Origin of the sequence: Amycolatopsis thermophila (assembly GCF_030814215.1) — a bacterium.
Classification (GTDB): domain Bacteria; phylum Actinomycetota; class Actinomycetes; order Mycobacteriales; family Pseudonocardiaceae; genus Amycolatopsis_E; species Amycolatopsis_E thermophila.
In genome coordinates this window covers 798,170-814,190 of record NZ_JAUSUT010000001.1, presented here as the reverse complement: position 1 = coordinate 814,190, position 16,021 = coordinate 798,170, and the positions used below count along the sequence as shown (strand labels likewise).

At 70.7% G+C, this 16,021-nt stretch carries 15 protein-coding genes and 2 tRNA genes; 12 read left to right on the top strand and 5 right to left on the bottom strand.

Annotated elements, in window-relative coordinates; translation table 11 throughout:
* Positions 1-7 precede the first annotated feature (7 nt).
* From gltX to FB470_RS04040, 6 genes are all read left to right on the top strand, one after another.
* Entirely contained in the window at positions 8-1,489 is a 1,482-nt protein-coding gene (gene gltX, locus FB470_RS04065; RefSeq protein ID WP_306988840.1) for a glutamate--tRNA ligase, read from the top strand.
* 179 nt (positions 1,490-1,668) lie between these two features.
* Positions 1,669-2,361, top strand: a complete 693-nt coding sequence (locus FB470_RS04060; RefSeq protein ID WP_306988839.1) for an HAD family hydrolase — start codon at positions 1,669-1,671, stop codon at positions 2,359-2,361.
* Between the two features lie 115 nt (positions 2,362-2,476).
* Positions 2,477-2,548 (top strand) — tRNA-Gln (locus FB470_RS04055).
* 55 nt (positions 2,549-2,603) lie between these two features.
* Positions 2,604-2,676 (top strand) — tRNA-Glu (locus FB470_RS04050).
* 97 nt (positions 2,677-2,773) lie between these two features.
* Entirely contained in the window at positions 2,774-3,313 is a 540-nt protein-coding gene (locus tag FB470_RS04045) for a GNAT family N-acetyltransferase (RefSeq protein WP_306988838.1), read from the top strand.
* Between the two features lie 429 nt (positions 3,314-3,742).
* Positions 3,743-4,336: an Rv1733c family protein gene (locus FB470_RS04040; RefSeq protein WP_306988836.1), complete on the top strand. Its 594-nt coding sequence runs from the start codon at positions 3,743-3,745 to the stop codon at positions 4,334-4,336.
* A 212-nt stretch (positions 4,337-4,548) separates the two neighbouring features.
* Here FB470_RS04040 and FB470_RS04035 read toward each other — a convergent pair whose 3' ends face one another.
* Both FB470_RS04035 and FB470_RS04030 read right to left on the bottom strand, forming a co-directional pair.
* The gene (locus FB470_RS04035; protein ID WP_306988835.1) at positions 4,549-5,175 is read right to left on the bottom strand and encodes an alpha-ketoglutarate-dependent dioxygenase AlkB; all 627 of its coding nucleotides are present in this window, start codon (positions 5,173-5,175) and stop codon (positions 4,549-4,551) included.
* Between the two features lie 83 nt (positions 5,176-5,258).
* Positions 5,259-5,978 (bottom strand): IclR family transcriptional regulator, encoded by a 720-nt coding sequence (locus FB470_RS04030; protein WP_306988833.1) that lies wholly within the window; start codon positions 5,976-5,978, stop codon positions 5,259-5,261.
* A gap of 131 nt (positions 5,979-6,109) precedes the next feature.
* Between FB470_RS04030 and leuC the strand changes: the two genes are divergently transcribed.
* From leuC to FB470_RS04015, 3 genes are all read left to right on the top strand, one after another.
* Positions 6,110-7,525 (top strand): 3-isopropylmalate dehydratase large subunit, encoded by a 1,416-nt coding sequence (gene leuC, locus FB470_RS04025; RefSeq protein ID WP_306988831.1) that lies wholly within the window; start codon positions 6,110-6,112, stop codon positions 7,523-7,525.
* A gap of 14 nt (positions 7,526-7,539) precedes the next feature.
* Positions 7,540-8,142 (top strand): 3-isopropylmalate dehydratase small subunit, encoded by a 603-nt coding sequence (gene leuD / locus FB470_RS04020; protein WP_306988829.1) that lies wholly within the window; start codon positions 7,540-7,542, stop codon positions 8,140-8,142.
* Between the two features lie 227 nt (positions 8,143-8,369).
* Entirely contained in the window at positions 8,370-9,008 is a 639-nt protein-coding gene (locus FB470_RS04015) for an HU family DNA-binding protein (RefSeq protein ID WP_306988828.1), read from the top strand.
* Positions 9,009-9,582: 574 nt separating this feature from the next.
* Here FB470_RS04015 and FB470_RS04010 read toward each other — a convergent pair.
* The 3 genes from FB470_RS04010 to cofC all read right to left on the bottom strand — a co-directional run bounded on the left by FB470_RS04010 (position 9,583) and on the right by cofC (position 13,459).
* On the bottom strand, positions 9,583-10,521 hold the full coding sequence (locus FB470_RS04010; protein ID WP_306988827.1) for an NUDIX hydrolase: 939 nt from the start codon (positions 10,519-10,521) through the stop codon (positions 9,583-9,585).
* Positions 10,518-12,704, bottom strand: a complete 2,187-nt coding sequence (locus tag FB470_RS04005) for an RNA degradosome polyphosphate kinase (RefSeq protein ID WP_306988826.1) — start codon at positions 12,702-12,704, stop codon at positions 10,518-10,520. The genes FB470_RS04010 and FB470_RS04005 overlap by 4 nt, the downstream gene beginning before the upstream one ends.
* A gap of 116 nt (positions 12,705-12,820) precedes the next feature.
* On the bottom strand, positions 12,821-13,459 hold the full coding sequence (gene cofC / locus FB470_RS04000; protein WP_306988825.1) for a 2-phospho-L-lactate guanylyltransferase: 639 nt from the start codon (positions 13,457-13,459) through the stop codon (positions 12,821-12,823).
* A 69-nt stretch (positions 13,460-13,528) separates the two neighbouring features.
* Between cofC and FB470_RS03995 the strand changes: the two genes are divergently transcribed.
* The 3 genes from FB470_RS03995 to FB470_RS03985 all read left to right on the top strand — a co-directional run bounded on the left by FB470_RS03995 (position 13,529) and on the right by FB470_RS03985 (position 15,932).
* The gene (locus FB470_RS03995; RefSeq protein WP_306988824.1) at positions 13,529-14,230 is read left to right on the top strand and encodes a lysophospholipid acyltransferase family protein; all 702 of its coding nucleotides are present in this window, start codon (positions 13,529-13,531) and stop codon (positions 14,228-14,230) included.
* 2 nt (positions 14,231-14,232) lie between these two features.
* On the top strand, positions 14,233-15,240 hold the full coding sequence (locus FB470_RS03990; RefSeq protein ID WP_306988822.1) for an NAD(P)H-dependent glycerol-3-phosphate dehydrogenase: 1,008 nt from the start codon (positions 14,233-14,235) through the stop codon (positions 15,238-15,240).
* A 212-nt stretch (positions 15,241-15,452) separates the two neighbouring features.
* Positions 15,453-15,932: a cysteine dioxygenase gene (locus tag FB470_RS03985; protein WP_306988821.1), complete on the top strand. Its 480-nt coding sequence runs from the start codon at positions 15,453-15,455 to the stop codon at positions 15,930-15,932.
* The last annotated feature ends 89 nt before the right edge of the window (positions 15,933-16,021 follow it).

The following is a 16,021-nucleotide window of genomic DNA, read 5'->3' as shown; positions in this document are numbered from 1 at the left end:
ACAGGTTATGACTGAGACAGTCCGCGCCCGCTTCTGCCCGTCGCCGACCGGAACCCCGCACGTGGGGCTCATCCGCACGGCGCTGTTCAACTGGGCCTTCGCCCGGCACCACGGCGGCAGCCTGGTGTTCCGCATCGAGGACACCGACGCCGCCCGCGACAGCGAGGAGTCGTACCAGCAGCTGCTGGAGGCGTTGCGCTGGCTCGGTCTGGACTGGGACGAGGGCCCCGACATCGGCGGCGAGTACGGCCCGTACCGGCAGAGCGAGCGCCGCGACATCTACGCCGACGTCGCGCGCCGCCTGCTCGAGGCCGGCGAGCTGTACGAGGCGTTCTCGACCAACGAGGAGGTCGCGGAACGTCGCAAGGCGGCGGGCCAGGACCCCCAACTCGGTTACGACAACTTCGACCGCGACCTCACCCCGCAGCAGCGCGAGGCCTACCGCGCCGAGGGGCGGGTCCCGGTGCTGCGGCTGCGCATGCCGGACGAGGACCTGGCGTGGAACGACCTGGTGCGCGGCGAGATCAGGTTCCCCGCCGGCTCGATCCCGGACCCGGTCCTGGTGCGCGCCAACGGCGATCCGCTGTACACGCTGACCAACCCGGTCGACGACGCGCTGATGCGGATCACCCACGTCCTGCGCGGGGAGGACCTGCTCCCGTCGACGCCGCGGCAGATCGCGCTGTACCGGGCCCTCGAACGCATCGGCGTGGCCGGGTTCACCCCGCAGTTCGGCCACCTGCCGTACGTGATGGGCGAGGGCAACCGGAAACTGTCCAAACGCGACCCCCAGTCGAACCTGTTCAACTACCGTGACCGCGGTTTCATCCGCGAGGGCCTGCTGAACTACCTGGCGCTGCTGGGCTGGTCGATCGCCGACGACCGCGACACGTTCACGGTCGACGAGCTGGTGCGGGCCTTCGAGATCTCGAAGGTGAGCGCCAACCCGGCGCGGTTCGACGTCAAGAAGGCCGAGGCGATCAACGGCGTGCACGTCCGCGCGCTCGACGCCGAGGACTTCGTGCAGCGCGTGGTGCCCTACCTGCAGACGGCGGGGGTCCTGCCCGCCGAGCCGTCGGAGGACCAGCTCGCGCGCTGGCGCACCATCGCACCGCTGGTGCAGGAGCGCGTCACCGTGCTGGCCGACGCCGCCCCGCTGGTGCGCTTCCTGTTCGTGCCCGAGGAGGAGTTCGCGCCCGAGGAGGACGCCGCGGCCAAGAACCTCAAGCCGGACGCCGAGCCCGTGCTGCGCGCGTCGATCGAGGCGCTCGAAGCGCTGCCGTCGTGGGAGACCGCGGCGATCGAGCAGGCGCTCAAGGACGCGCTGGTCGAGGGCCTGGGGCTCAAGCCGCGCAAGGCTTTCGCCCCGGTTCGCGTCGCGATCACCGGTCGCACCGTGTCGCCGCCGTTGTACGAATCGATGGAGCTGCTGGGGCGCGAGGTTTCACTCGGACGTCTGCGTAACGCCCTGCCCGGCAACCCTCAGTAGAACGGACCGCGCTCGAAACGTCGCGCTGAATCACCTTGTCGGCCGAACCGCTGAGCGTAGTCTTCGCCTAGCCTCGCTGGGTGGATTTCGCGCGTCCCGGCACACCTACCCGCGTCCGTGTCCCCGAGCCTGGTCTGGGGGATCCGGCCGATCCGTGGAGACCGTCGAGCCTCCGGCTGGTGTGCCTGGACATCGACGACACGTTGATCGACTTCACCTCCGCGGGCAAGCGCGCGCTGGCGCTGCTCATCGGCCGCGCCGACATGTGGCCGCTGTGGGAGCGGATCACCGACTGGCACGTCGCGCGCGTGGTCGCCGGTGAGATCGACTACGGGTCCATGCACCAGCGCCGCACCCAGTGCTTCCTCGCCGAGCTGGGCGTCGTGGTGGAACCGGAGGACGTGGCCCGGTTCGAGTGCCGCCGCAAGGAGGTGCTGCGCAGTTCGTGGCGCCTGTTCGACGACGTCCTGCCGTGTCTGGAGTGGCTGCGCGCCGCGGACGTCCTCATCGCCGCTGTGACCAACGCCTCGGGCGCCCACCAGCGGGCCAAACTGGCCGATCTGGGCCTCACCCGCTTCTTCGACCACGTCGCCATCGCCGGCGAGGTCGGCGCCGCCAAACCCGATCCGGTGATGTTCCACTCCGTGTGCGCGGTGCTCGACTGCGATCCGAGTGAGGCCGCCCACGTCGGGGACAAGCTGCACACCGACGCCGTGGGCGCCCGTGACGCGGGTCTGGAGGGCGTGTGGCTCGACCGGACCGGCAGCGAGGTGAGCGCGCCCGAGGGCGTGCACGTCATCGGCGGCCTCGACGAGCTGCCGCAGCTGCTGGTCAGCGAGTTCGCCCGGATCGGCGTCCCCGCGCAGCGCTAGAGCGGCGCCCGCGCGGCGCTGGACCCGACCCCCGGTGACGCAGGGGTGGCGGGCCTAGGCTATATTTCTTCCCAGCGGAGCTGCTCCGAGTCGCGAATCGGAGGGGCAAACCCGTTGGGGTATGGTGTAATTGGCAGCACGACAGATTCTGGCTCTGTTAGTCTAGGTTCGAGTCCTGGTACCCCAGCTGCAAGAGGGAAAAACCACTCTGGTAAGTTTCCTCTCGCAACACGGAAGACCTAGCCCCCGTCGTCTAGCGGCCTAGGACGCCGGCCTCTCACGCCGGTAGCGTGGGTTCGAATCCCATCGGGGGTACGCAGAAGGACCGTCAGCCACCAGGCTGGCGGTCTTTTTCGTTGCCCGGCAAGGAAATCGCGTTGTCCACCCGGGACGCGCCGTCCTAGTCTCGAGTATGGCCGAGGTCACCCTGCAGGTCGCCCACACCGCCGATCTCGGCGCCCGGGCCCTCGCCGCGGCCCGCGACCTGTTGTACGACGTTTTCGAAGGCGACATCACCGAGCACGACTGGGAGCACGCCCTCGGCGGCGTGCACGCCCTGCTGTGGGAGGGCGGAGAACCGGTCGCCCACGGGTCGGTGGTGCAGCGGAGGCTGCTCTGTGACGGGCGGGCGTGGCGAGCCGGATACGTGGAGGCAGTCGGGGTACGGGCGGACCGCCGTCGGCGCGGCTACGGGGCCGCGGTGATGGAGCCGCTGGAGCGCGTTGTCCATGAGGCCTACGAGTTCGGTGCGCTCGCTGCGACGGACGAGGCGATCCCGTTCTACCGCGGGCGCGGCTGGGCGTGCTGGCGCGGTCCGCTGTCGGCGCTCACGCCGTCCGGGCTCCGGGCGACGCCGGAGGAGGCCGGCGGGGTCCTCGTCCTCGGGCTGCCCTACGGGCTGACGCCCGACGCCGAGCTGACGTGCGATTGGCGCGACGGCGACGTCTGGTGACGCCCCGTTGTTTCACTGCTTTCGTCGTCACTCTTTCGGCGCAGCGGGTTTCCGAGAAATGTGACGGGAATTGTCTGGCAAATGTGTAACACCGAAGTGGTATTGCGCGATTAACGCGCAACTGCTCCCCATCAAGGGACGATAACAGCGCCGTGTTGCCGTGACCAGTCCGCGCCGGCCCGCGCGCGGCGGTTGGGCCAGGTCCAGGCGGTCACGCTGCGTGTCTCCCGGTGGTCACGGAAAGCCCTTTCGGTCGATGTTGTGAACCGTTCACCGGTGCCAGCATGGATACATCCCGATCTTGGTGCGCTGTGAGGGGCCCCTCACAGCGGTCTTGGTCTCGTTTTAGTGCCAATTCGGGTACGGGCGCGGCACAGTGGGTATTGCGATTGTGCTTGCCGAGGGAGCAGACGAAAGGGGGATTCGACCGTGACCGGACCAATCGGGCGTTTCTGGCGACGCCTGCACATCGGTCGCAACCCGTTGGCCAGAACGTCCGACCGGGTCGAGGCCGCACTGCTGTTGGTGGTGGTGCTGGGTCTCCTCATCGCGATTCCGCTCGCGATGTTCACAGGTTCCCGGACGTACGGGGGCCAGCTGGCGGTGTCCGAGCAGCAACAGGCTTCGCGGCACCTGGTGACCGCGACGCTGGTCGAAGACGCGCCGACGCCGGTGCCGGCGACCGAGGGCGCGTTCTCGACGAGCGGCTCGGCCGGGGTGCGTGCGGAGTGGACCTACAACGGTGGGGAGCCGAAGACGGGCGTCGTGGCGGCCGATCCGGGCGCGACCGCCGGTTCGAAGGTCCCGGTGTGGCTGAACGAGGCCGGCGATCCCGCGCCGGCGCCGATCAGCTCCACCGACGCGGCCACGACCGGTGTACTGGCGGGGATCTTCGCGTGGCTCGTGGCGGCTCTCGTGCTGATCGCCGCGTACTGGGTGACGCGCTTCGTGCTGGACCGCAGGCGTGCCGCGCGGTGGGAAAGCGAATGGGCCACGCTAGGCGACCGCTGGGCGCGTTACTGACCCTCTTCACTGGGGTGACGACACGTCGCTGAGGGCATCCGGCGCCGGGTGCCCCCGCGGCGTTCTCCCGTCCACCGACCGGGTGGACGATACTGGGGAAGACCCTGCTGTCCTTTCGTCAAGTCGAAGGTTGCCTCGGCGGCGAATTCACCCGCGGACCGGCTCGGGCCGCCGTGCCGGTTCAAGTGATCCGCCGAAGCCGCGGGTGGACTTCAACGCACCCCGCGCGGCCGGAACTGGATGCTGATCCGCGGCCCGACCGGTTTGCTCGTCTTCGGCACCGCGTGCTCCCACGTGCGCTGGCACGAGCCGCCCATCACGATCAGATCCCCGGGGCCCAGCAGTTGCCGCACGGTGGTCCCGCCGCCGCGCGGGCGCAGCACCAGGCTCCGCGGCGCGCCGACCGACACGATCGCCACCATGGTGTCCTCGCGTGAACCGCGGCCGATCGTGTCACCGTGCCACGCCACGCTGTCCCGGCCGTCGCGGTAGAAGCACAGCCCGGCCGTGCGGAACGGCTCGCCCAGCTCGCCGGCGTAGTGCCGGCTCAACGCCTCCCGCGCCTCGTCCAGCACCGGGTCCGGCAGCGGCTCGTCCTCGCCGTAGAAGCACAACAGCCGGGGCACGTCGACGACCCTGTCGTACATCCGGCGCCGCTCCGCGTGCCACGGCACGTCCGACGCCAGGCGCTCGAACAACAGGTCCGCGCCCGTCAGCCAGCCCGGGCGCAGATCGATCCACGCGCCGTCGCCCAGTTCCGTCCGCCGCGCCTCGGCCAGGGATCCGAGCGAGCATTCCTCGGCCTGACCGAACAGCGAACCCTGCAGCCCCGCGGTCATGACGACACCCTACACCGAATCGAACACGTGTGCGATGTTCATATCGGCGGTCGCGTGCGCGGGAGAGGCGCCGAAGCGGGCGGCTACAACCGTTCCTGCAACGCCTCCGCCGCCGCGAGCAGATCCGCCGCCCATCGCGCGCCGGGCTTGCGCCCGATCCGTTCGACCGGACCGGAAACCGAGACCGCGGCGATGACGTTGCCGCCGGAATCCCGCACCGGCGCGGAAACGCTCGCCACACCGGGCTCGCGCTCGGCCACGCTCTGCGCCCAGCCGCGCCGCCGCACCTCCAGCAGCGTCCGTTCCCCGAACACCGCGTCCGCCAGGATCGTGCGCTGCGTGTGCGGATCCGACCACGCGGCGAGAACCTTCGCGCCCGAACCGGCCGTCATGGACAGCCGCGTGCCGATCGGAACCGTGTCGCGCAGACCGCTCATCGGCTCGGCGGTCGCCACGCACACGCGCTGCACGCCGTCGCGCCGGTACAACTGCACGCTCTCCCCGGTGATGTCGCGGAGCTTCGGCAGGATCGAACTCGCCGCGTCCAGCAACGGGTCCGCGGTCCCGCCGGCGAGTTCGGCCAGGGCCGAACCCGGGCGCCACCGCCCGTCCGGCCCGCGCCGCAGCAGGCGGTGCACCTCCAGCCCGACGGCGAGCCGGTGCGCGGTCGCGCGCGGCAGTCCGGTCCGGCTGCACAGTTCGGCGAGCCCGCACGGATCCTCGGCGACGGCCTGCAGCACGGCCACGGCTTTGTCCAGAACGCCGATACCGCTCTGCTGGTCAGAAGAGCTATGCTGTCCCACGACGCGATACTAGCTTCCCGTCATTTGGGAAGTCCAGAATCTGGGAAAATCGAACCGGAGACACGGGCGCCGTCATACGGCGTCGCTCTCGGGTTCCTTTGCTCCCAATCAACCTCGTGGGAGGAGCACAGATGACCACCACGCGGCCACGGACCCTGGCCGAGAAGGTGTGGGAGGCGCACACCGTGCGCCGCGGTGAAGGAGCCGAGCCCGACCTGCTCTACATCGACCTGCACCTGGTGCACGAAGTCACCAGCCCGCAGGCCTTCGACGGCCTCCGCCTGGCGGGGCGCAAGGTGCGGCGCCCGGACCTGACCATCGCGACCGAGGACCACAACGTCCCGACCGTCGACATCGAACTCCCGATCGCCGACCCGGTGTCGCGCACCCAGGTCGAGACGCTTCGGAAGAACTGCAAGGAGTTCGGCGTCCGGCTGCACCCGATGGGCGACGCCGAGCAGGGCATCGTGCACGTCATCGGCCCGCAGCTGGGCCTGACCCAGCCCGGCATGACGGTCGTCTGCGGTGACAGCCACACCTCCACCCACGGCGCCTTCGGCGCGATGGCGTTCGGCATCGGCACCTCCGAGGTGGAGCACGTGCTGGCCACCCAGACCCTGCCGCTGAAGCCGTTCAAGACGATGGCGATCAACGTGGACGGCCGGCTCCGCCCGGGCGTCACCGCGAAGGACGTCATCCTCGCCGTCATCGCCAAGATCGGCACCGGCGGCGGGCAGGGCTACGTCCTGGAGTACCGGGGCAGCGCGATCGAGGCGCTGTCGATGGAAGCCCGCATGACGATCTGCAACATGTCGATCGAGGCGGGCGCCCGCGCCGGCATGATCGCGCCGGACGAGACCACGTTCGCCTACCTCAAGGGCCGCCCGCACGCCCCGAAGGGCGCCGACTGGGACGCCGCGGTGGAGAACTGGAAGTCGCTGCGCACCGACGAGGGCGCCGAGTTCGACGCCGAGGTCCACCTCGACGCCGACTCCCTCACCCCGTTCGTGACCTGGGGCACCAACCCCGGCCAGGGCCTGCCGCTGGGCGAGTCCGTGCCGGACCCCGAGCAGATCGCCGACGAGAACGAGCGCTTCGCGGCCGAGAAGGCCCTGTCCTATATGGACCTCAAGCCGGGCACCCCGCTGCGCGAGATCAAGGTCGACACCGTGTTCCTCGGTTCGTGCACCAACGGACGGATCGAGGACCTGCGGGCCGCCGCGGAGGTGCTGCAGGGCCGCAGGGTGGCCGAGGGGGTCCGGATGCTCGTGGTCCCCGGCTCGATGCGGGTGCGGCAGGCCGCCGAGGCCGAGGGGCTGGACAAGGTCTTCCTCGACGCCGGTGCCGAGTGGCGCCAGGCGGGCTGCTCGATGTGCCTGGGCATGAACCCGGACCAGCTGGCGCCCGGCGAGCGGAGCGCGTCGACCTCCAACCGCAACTTCGAGGGCCGGCAGGGCAAGGGTGGGCGCACCCACCTCGTCTCGCCGCTCGTCGCGGCCGCGACGGCCGTCCGCGGCACGCTGTCCAGCCCCGACGACCTGAACTGAAGGAGCCCACCACCATGGAGCCGTTCAAGACGCACACCGGCATCGGAGTGCCCCTGCGCAGGTCCAACGTGGACACTGACCAGATCATCCCGGCCGTCTACCTGAAGCGGGTCAGCCGCACCGGTTTCGAGGACGGGCTGTTCGCGGCCTGGCGGGCCGACGAGAGCTTCATCCTCAACCAGGAGCCGTTCAAGGCCGGCAGCGTGCTGGTCGCCGGCCCGGACTTCGGTACCGGGTCTTCGCGCGAACACGCTGTCTGGGCATTGATGAACTACGGCTTCCGGGTCGTCATCTCCTCCCGCTTCGCCGACATCTTCCGCGGCAACTCCGGGAAGCAGGGTCTGGTCGCGGCCCAGTGCGAGCAGTCGGACGTCGAGCAGCTGTGGAAGATCCTCGAGAACGACCCCGGCACGGAGGTCACGGTCGACCTCGAGGAGAAGACCGTGCGGGCCAAGGACTTCCAGACGACCTTCTCGATCGACGACTACACCCGCTGGCGGCTGCTGGAGGGGCTCGATGACATCGCTCTCACCCTGCGACACGCCGAGGCGATCGACCGGTTCGAGTCGCAGCGTCCCAGCTGGAAGCCGGTGACCACCCCGGTGACCGCCGGGTAACACGAATTCCCTGCTCAGCAAGGGATTCGCACCCGGCGCGGAGCCGGGCACACCACGCCGAACGGCGCGCGGACGGGCCCGAGAGGGTCGCTCAGGAGGCGGAAACCACGCCCCGCCTGCAGAAAAATTCCGCGCGCCGTTTGGAATTTTGGGCGAGTTGGTAATACCGTGTGCGTGAAGTCGGCCGATGTGGCCGTGTGACACGTAGTTCTTCATGGAGGACTGGAATGGCCAACAAGGCCCAGCTGATCGAGGCGCTCTCCGAGCGTCTGGGCGACAAGAAGGTTGCTTCCCAGGCGGTCGACAACCTGGTGGACATCATCATTCGCACCGTGCAGAAGGGCGAGAAGGTCAACATCACCGGTTTCGGTGTGTTCGAGAAGCGCGCCCGCGCGGCCCGCACCGCTCGCAACCCGCGCACCGGTGAGACGGTCAAGGTGAAGAAGACCAACGTCCCGGCCTTCCGCGCCGGCACGACCTTCAAGGACGTCATCAGCGGTGCCAAGAAGCTGCCGAAGGCCACGGCGGCGAAGCGCACGACGACTTCGACCCGTAGCGCGGCTGCTTCGACCCGCAGCACCGGCACCACCGCTTCGCGCGGCACGTCCTCGCGGGCCACCACCGCGAAGGCCACCACCACCCGTCCCACCGCGACGCGCAGCACCACCAGCCGCACGCGTTCCGCGGCTGCCACCAAGGCGGCCCCGAAGACCACGGCGGCGAAGTCGACGGCTTCGAAGTCCAGCACGGCGGCGAAGTCCACCGCGGCGAAGAAGACGACCGCCACGAAGGCGGCGCCGAAGGCCACGGCGGCCAAGTCCACCACGGCGGCCAAGAAGACCACCGCGACCCGGAAGAAGAAGTAAGTCGTAGCGCTGCTTCTCGGCAGGGCCCCCGCGATGCGCGGGGGCCCTGCCGCGTTTCCGGGGTGCCCGGCCGCCCCCGCGGCGGCGGTTGTGTTCAGGGTTGGGCGGCGCGTTTCGCCGTTGGGTGCCGGCCCGGGTCGCCTGGCGCCGGATTTGGTGGGGAGCGCCGCCGCGAGACAGCGTTCTCACACCAACCCCGGCGGGCGCGCCAGCGCCCGTGCGCTCAAGGGGGCGGGATGACCACCCAGCGACCACCCCGCCGACGCAAGACGGCAGTATCTCCCGTCATCCCGAGCCTGGCCGTCCGGCGAGGAGATCCCTTGATCTTTTCCGTCGCTTAGCGGCGAAGGGCGCCTACGGCGCCGATGGTCACCTGGGGGCCGACCACCCCGCCCCCTCTTTTGAGTGTTCTGGTCGCCGATCAGCGGCGGGCTGGGGATCGGGGGCGGGGGAGGTCTGGTTCGTGGGAGGTCGGCTCCCGTCGCCGGGCGCCGGATGGTGCTTGGAGGAAACCGGGCCGCCGCCCAGTCGCCGGTCAGGAGGGCAACGCCCAACAGTCCCAGGCGGACGGACCTCAGGCGGCGCTCGTCACCGGTGTGGGGAGCGCGGTGGGCAGGTAGTCGGCCGCCACGAGCACCGGGCCGCCGTTCCCGGGGGCGGCCCGGAACGTCAGGACCCACACCGAGCCCTTCTTGCTCGGCACCTTCTCACCTTCGTCCACCGGCAGCCTCACCTCGTCGCGCGCTGCGAGCCGGCTCACCAGGTCCGGGATCACCCCGCCCTGGCTGCAGACCACGGGCGTGCCCCCGGCGGACACGAAACCCACCAGCCGCGCCAGGCCGGCGTCCGGGGCGTCCCAGTAGAACTCCTCCGCCATCAGGTCCTCGTGCTCGACCGGCACTCCCAGATCGTCCGCCAGCCCGCGCACCGTCTGCTCGCACCGCAACCGCGGCGCGGCGAGCACCCTGTCCGGTCCGAACAGTGGCAGCAACGCCCGCAGAGCGCCCGCCTGCCGGATCCCGCTCGGCGACAGCGGCCGCAGGTCGTCGTCGCCCCGCCACTCGTCCCGCTTGCCGGCCTTCGCGTGCCGCACCAGCAGCAACGTCGACAACCCGGCGGGCAGCGCGGTGAACTCCGCCAGCACGCTCCGGTCGCTGTCGTAGGACAACACCGACGCGGCCGCGGCCGGCGGCAGCCACCGCAGCTCGTCGACCTCCTCGTTCGGCGCGAACGAACCCGACACCGCCGCCGCGCTGAAGTAGTCGACGCTCTTCGGCCCCGCCGCCACCGAGTACCGGACGGTCATCAGGTGCCGTCCCAGCACCGCCCGGAAACCCGTCTCCTCCCGCAGCTCCCGCACGGCCGCCGCGGGCACGGTCTCCCCGTCGTCGAGCTTTCCCTTCGGCAGCGACCAGTCGTCGTAGCGGGGCCGGTGGGCCACCGCCACCTCGACGCCGTCCGGACCACTGCGCCACAGCACCGCACCCGCGGCGCGGACACGAACAGAACTCACCCGTTGGCCCCGTGCTTCTTCAACAACTCGGTCTGGTGGTCGCGGACCTGCGAGGTGTCCGCGGGGGAGGGCTGCCACTCCCCGTTCTCGGTCAGCACCCAACAGCGCGTGGCCGGGTCGAGCGCCGAGTCGAGGATGTCGTCCAGCTGCCTGGTCAGCCGCGCGTCCTTGACCTGCACCATCGCCTCGATCCGCCGGTCGAGGTTGCGGTGCATCATGTCCGCGCTGCCGATCCAGTACGTGCCGCCGGCCAGGAAATGGAAGATGCGGGAATGCTCCAGGAACCGGCCGAGAATGGACCGGACGGAAATGTTCTCCGACAGTCCGGGCACCCCCGGTTTGAGGGCGCAAATACCCCGCACCACGATCTCCACCGGAACCCCTTCGCGGGAGGCCCGGTAGAGCGCGTCGATGATTTGTTCGTCGACCAGCGAGTTGCACTTGATGCGGATGCCCGCCTCCGCGCCCGCGTGTTTGTGCTCGATCTCCTCGTCGATGAGCCGCAGGATGCCGCGGCGGATCCCGGCCGGCGAGGTCAGGATGTTGCGGTAGGTGTCCTGCCGCGAGTAGCCGGTCAGCACGTTGAACAGGTCCGTGATGTCGGCGCCGATGTCCGGGTCGGCGGTGAGCAGGCCGACGTCCTCGTACAGCCGCGCCGTCTTCGGGTTGTAGTTGCCGGTGCCGATGTGGCAGTAGCGCCGGATCGTCGAACCCTCCTGGCGCACCACCATCGCGACCTTGCAGTGCGTCTTGAGCCCGACGAGCCCGTAGACCACGTGCACCCCGGCCCGCTCCAGCGTGCGGGCCCAGGTGATGTTGGCCTCCTCGTCGAACCGGGCCTTGATCTCCACGAGCGCCACGACCTGCTTGCCGGCCTCGGCGGCGTCGATGAGCGCGTTGACGATGGGGGAGTCACCGGACGTGCGGTACAGGGTCTGCTTGATGGCCAGCACCTTGCTGTCCCCGGCGGCCTGCTCGATGAACCGCTGCACGCTCGTGGAGAACGAGTCGTACGGGTGGTGCACGAGCACGTCGCCCTCGCGCAGGGTGGCGAAGACGCTCTTCGGCGTCTCGTGCTCACCGAACGCCGGGTGCGTGGCCGGGACGAAAGGGCGGTCCTTCAGTTCCTTGCGGTCCAAACTGGAAAGCTGGGTCAGGCAGGTCAGGTCCAGCAGGCCGGGCACCTCGACCACGTCGTGCGGATCGACCTCCAGCTCGCGCAGCAGCAGGTCGAGCACGTGCTCGCTCATGTCGGCGGCGACCTCGAGCCGCACCGGCGGGCCGAACCGGCGCTGCGCCAGCTCCCGCTCCAGGGCCTGCAGCAGGTCCTCGTCGCGGTCCTCGTCCACGTCCACGTCGGCGTTGCGGGTCACGCGGAAAACGTGGTGCTCGGTGACCTGCATGCCGGTGAACAACTCACCGAGGTGCGCGGCGATGAGCTCCTCCAGCGGCAGGAAGGTCGCGACGCGGCTCTCCCGCTGCTGCTCCACCCGGATCAGGCGCGGCACGTTGTTCGGCACCTTGACGCGGGCGAACCGCTCGGTGCCCAGATCCGGGTCGCGCACCGTGACGGCCAGGTTCAGCGACAGGCCCGAGATGTAGGGGAACGGGTGCGCCGGGTCGACCGCCAGCGGGGTGAGCACCGGGAAGATCTGCTCGGTGAAGTAGTCCGACAGCCGCGCCTGGTCGTCGGCCTCCAGGTCGGCCCAGGACACGATCTGGATGTCGTGCTTGGCCAGTTCCGGCCGCACGTGCTCCTCGAACGCGGCGGTGTGGCGCTCGACGAGGTCCTGGTTGCGCTTGGCGATGTAGGCCAGCTGTTCGCGCGGGGTGAGGCCGTCGGCGCTGCGCACCGGCAGGCCCGTCTCGTCGCGGCGTTTCAGCCCGGCCACCCGGACCATGTAGAACTCGTCCAAATTGGACGCGAAGATGGCGAGGAACTTGGCCCGCTCCAGCAGCGGCTGGGAGGCGTCCTCGGCCAGGGCCAGCACCCGCGCGTTGAAGTCCTGCCACGACAGCTCGCGGTTGAAGTACCGGTCGTCGGGCAGGGTGGCGGACAGCTGGTCGGCCGACGGGGTCACCGCCGGCGGGGCCGACGGGATGGCGCGGAATCTCGTGGGCGCGTCGGTCTCGCCGGACGCCGGTGGGGTCGTTGCCGGGGGGATGTTCTCGTCGCTGCTCACACTGGCATTGTTCCCTACTTCGGCCCGTGCTGCCGATACTCCGGCCGAGAGATTGAGCAGTTCACCGGTGCTCCTGAGGATCACCCGGAGCAGTTCGCCGAGCGGTCGGGTGAGGTTCACGCCACCTCCCGCGCGCGCAGCAGCGCCCGCGTGCGGGCGCCCACGCCGAGCTCGCGGGCCTCCGCCAGATCGGCCGGGGTGTCGACGTCGCGGCGCAGGCTGGGCACCGCCAGGGCCAGCGGGGCCGCGCCGGACTGCGCGTGCGCGGGCGCGGAGCCCGGACCGAACCGGGGGTCCAGCGGCCCGCCGGCGGCCGACAGCAGCAGTGTGGTGCCGGTGCCCTCGGCGTCGGCGACGAACGCGCGCGCCCCGTCGGCCGCCGCGACCGCGGCGGCGAGGTCCGCCGGACGCAAAGCCGGCAGATCCGCCTGGATCGCCCCGACGACGCCGGCCGGGTCGCGCTCGCGCAGCAGCGCCTCGCCCTGTCTCAACGCGGAGTTGAGGTCGCCGGGCCCCCGCTCGCCGACGATCTCCACGCCCGGGCGGCGCAAACCGGACACCGCGGCCGGATCGGCGGCGACCACGACCACGCGGGGCACCCCCGCTGCGGTCACCGCGGCCAGCGTGTCCCAGGCCAGGGCCAGCACGAGCGCCGGGTGGTCGCGTTCGTCGACGGCCCCGCGCAGGCGCGACTTGCCCGCGCGGGGCTGCTTCATCGGCACGATCAGGCCGGAGATTTCGACGGGTACGGGCACGCCACCATCTTTCCGCAATCGTGCACCTAGGATCAGCTACCGGCAGCACACACCACAGCAGGAGGAGTCTTGGCCGGTCGCGAGAAGGGCGGGTTCTGGGTCGGAGCCGCCGCGGCGCTGTTCTACCCGGTGAGCTGGATCGGCAGGCGGGTCTACACCGGCGCTGAGCGCATCCCGCGGGAGGGGCCCGCGCTGGTCGTGATGAACCACGTCTCCCACATGGACCCCGCGGTGGACGCCGTGTTCATCCACCGGCAGAAGCGGGTGCCGCGGTTCCTGGCGAAGGACAGCCTCGCCCGCGCCCCGATCTTCGGGCGGATCCTCCTGGGCGCGGGCAGCATCCCCGTCTACCGCGGGTCGGCGCAGGCCGGGGACAGCCTCCGCGCCGCGCACCAGGCCCTCGCCGAGGGCAAGGTCGTCGTCATCTACCCCGAGGGCACCATCACCAAGGACCCCAACGGCTGGCCGAAGCGGTCGCACACCGGGGTGGCGCGGCTCGCGCTGGACAACGACGTGCCGGTGATCCCGGTGGCGCGCTGGGGCACCCAGCAGATCCTGGACTTCTACCACAAGAAGATCCGGCTGCTGCCCCGCACGACGGTCACGCACGCGGTCGGTGAGCCGATCGACCTGTCGGCCTACCGCGGCAAGCCGCAGACCGGGCCGGTGCTGCGCGAGGTGACGGAGCTGCTCATGGAGCGGGTCACGGACCTGCTGGCCGGCATCCGCGGCGAGCAGCCGCCCGCGCGCAAGCCCGAGGCGGCGGACTGACGATGGTGCAGCGCATCACGGTGCTCGGTGCGGGCTCGTGGGGCACCGCGTTCGCGAAGGTGCTCGCCGACGCCGGCCGCGACGTCACGATGTGGGCCCGGCGCGCCGAGGTCGCCGACGAGATCCGCGGCCGGCACACCAACGGCGGCTACCTGCCGGGCATCGAACTCCCGGACGGGCTGACCGCGACGCACGACCCGGCCGAGGCGCTGTCCGGTGCGGAGGCCGTCGTGCTGGCGGTGCCGAGCCAGACCCTGCGCGCCAACCTGTCCGGGTGGCGGGACCTGCTGCCGCCCGGCGCGATCCTGGTCAGCCTCGCCAAGGGCGTCGAGCTGGGCACGCTGAAGCGGATGAGCGAGGTCATCAGCGAGATCACCGGGGTGTCCGGCGACGAGATCGTGGTGGTGTCCGGACCGAACCTGGCGCGCGAGATCGCGCAGGCGCAGCCGGCCGCGGCGGTGCTCGCGTGCGTCGACCACGACCGGGCCGTCGCGATCCAGCAGGCCAGTTTCACCGCCTACTTCCGGCCGTACACCAACACCGACGTGGTGGGCTGCGAGGTCGGTGGCGCGGCGAAGAACGTGATCGCGCTGAGCTGCGGGATGGCCGTCGGCATGGGGCTGGGCGCGAACACCACGGCCACGCTCATCACCCGCGGACTGGCCGAGATGGCCCGGCTGGGTACGAAACTCGGTGCGGACCCGCTGACCTTCGCCGGGCTGGCCGGGGTCGGCGACCTGGTGGCGACGTGTTCGTCCCCGCTGTCGCGCAACCGCACCTTCGGCGAGCGGCTGGGCCGGGGCGAGACGCTGGAACAGGCGCAGGCCGCGGCCGGTGGTCAGGTCGCCGAGGGCGTCAAGTCGTGCACGTCGATCCGCGAACTGGCCCGCGTGCACGGGGTCGACATGCCGATCACGGACGCGATGCACCGCGTCTGCCACGAGGGGGCCGACCCCCGCCAGGTGGGCGCGGAGCTGCTGGGGCGCCGCCAGAAGCACGAGTGGTCCTGACGGCGGCCTCCGGCAGGTCCACTCGGGATTGCCCACCAGGTGGAACGGAGTTGACGCCCGCCCGGCCCGCTGGTTGGGTGGGCGCCGTGACGACGCGTGGCCTTCTGACCCGGCGGGACCTCCGCCGCGGTGCCGCGCTGTGTCCTTGTTGTTGTCGCTGACCCAGCCCAGCCTGACCGACAACCACCTTTCCGACGAGGACACCTGTTTCCATGTTCGCTGTTCCGGACAACACGATCGCCCTGACCGAGAAGCCCGTGCTGCGCCACCCGGTGCGCGTCGCACTCGAGTTCGCCGCCGACCGCGACCGCTGGCGGCACCTGCTGCGCTACGACCCCGACGAGCGGTTCTCCGCGCTCGTCGAATCGCGGGACGACGAGGAGATCTGGCTGTTGGGCTGGCTGCCCGGCCAGCAGACCGACCTGCACGACCACGGCTCGTCGGTGGGCGCGTTCACCGTCGTGAGCGGCCACCTGGCGGAGACCGTCGCGCGGAGGTCCCCGGAGGGGCGCGCGGTGACCGAACTGCACGCGTTGTCGGCGGGGCAGTCACGGGTGTTCGGGCCCGGGTACGTGCACCAGGTGCGCAACGACGGCCCGGACCCGGCGATCAGCGTGCACGTCTACCGCAGCGGCGGCCGGGTGATGCGGCCCTACCACCTGGACCCGGTGACCGGCCCGATCCGGGACTGACGTTTTCGCCCGATCGGGAAAGTTGGCGGGCGCGTTCGATCCGATCCGGCGGACCCTCACGATCGCTGCGGTAGCCTGCGCGTTGATCA

Bases quoted from the DNA above. Each gene is read 5' to 3' on its own strand.
- FB470_RS04035 (WP_306988835.1), bottom strand. From the start codon at position 5,175: ATGACCGCGGGGCTGCAGGGTTCGCTGTTCGGTCAGGCCGAGGAATGC.
- FB470_RS03985 (WP_306988821.1), top strand. From the start codon at position 15,453: ATGTTCGCTGTTCCGGACAACACGATCGCCCTGACCGAGAAGCCCGTG.
- leuD (WP_306988829.1), top strand. From the start codon at position 7,540: ATGGAGCCGTTCAAGACGCACACCGGCATCGGAGTGCCCCTGCGCAGG.
- FB470_RS04045 (WP_306988838.1), top strand. From the start codon at position 2,774: ATGGCCGAGGTCACCCTGCAGGTCGCCCACACCGCCGATCTCGGCGCC.
- gltX (WP_306988840.1), top strand. From the start codon at position 8: ATGACTGAGACAGTCCGCGCCCGCTTCTGCCCGTCGCCGACCGGAACC.
- FB470_RS03990 (WP_306988822.1), top strand. From the start codon at position 14,233: ATGGTGCAGCGCATCACGGTGCTCGGTGCGGGCTCGTGGGGCACCGCG.
- FB470_RS04015 (WP_306988828.1), top strand. From the start codon at position 8,370: ATGGCCAACAAGGCCCAGCTGATCGAGGCGCTCTCCGAGCGTCTGGGC.
- leuC (WP_306988831.1), top strand. From the start codon at position 6,110: ATGACCACCACGCGGCCACGGACCCTGGCCGAGAAGGTGTGGGAGGCG.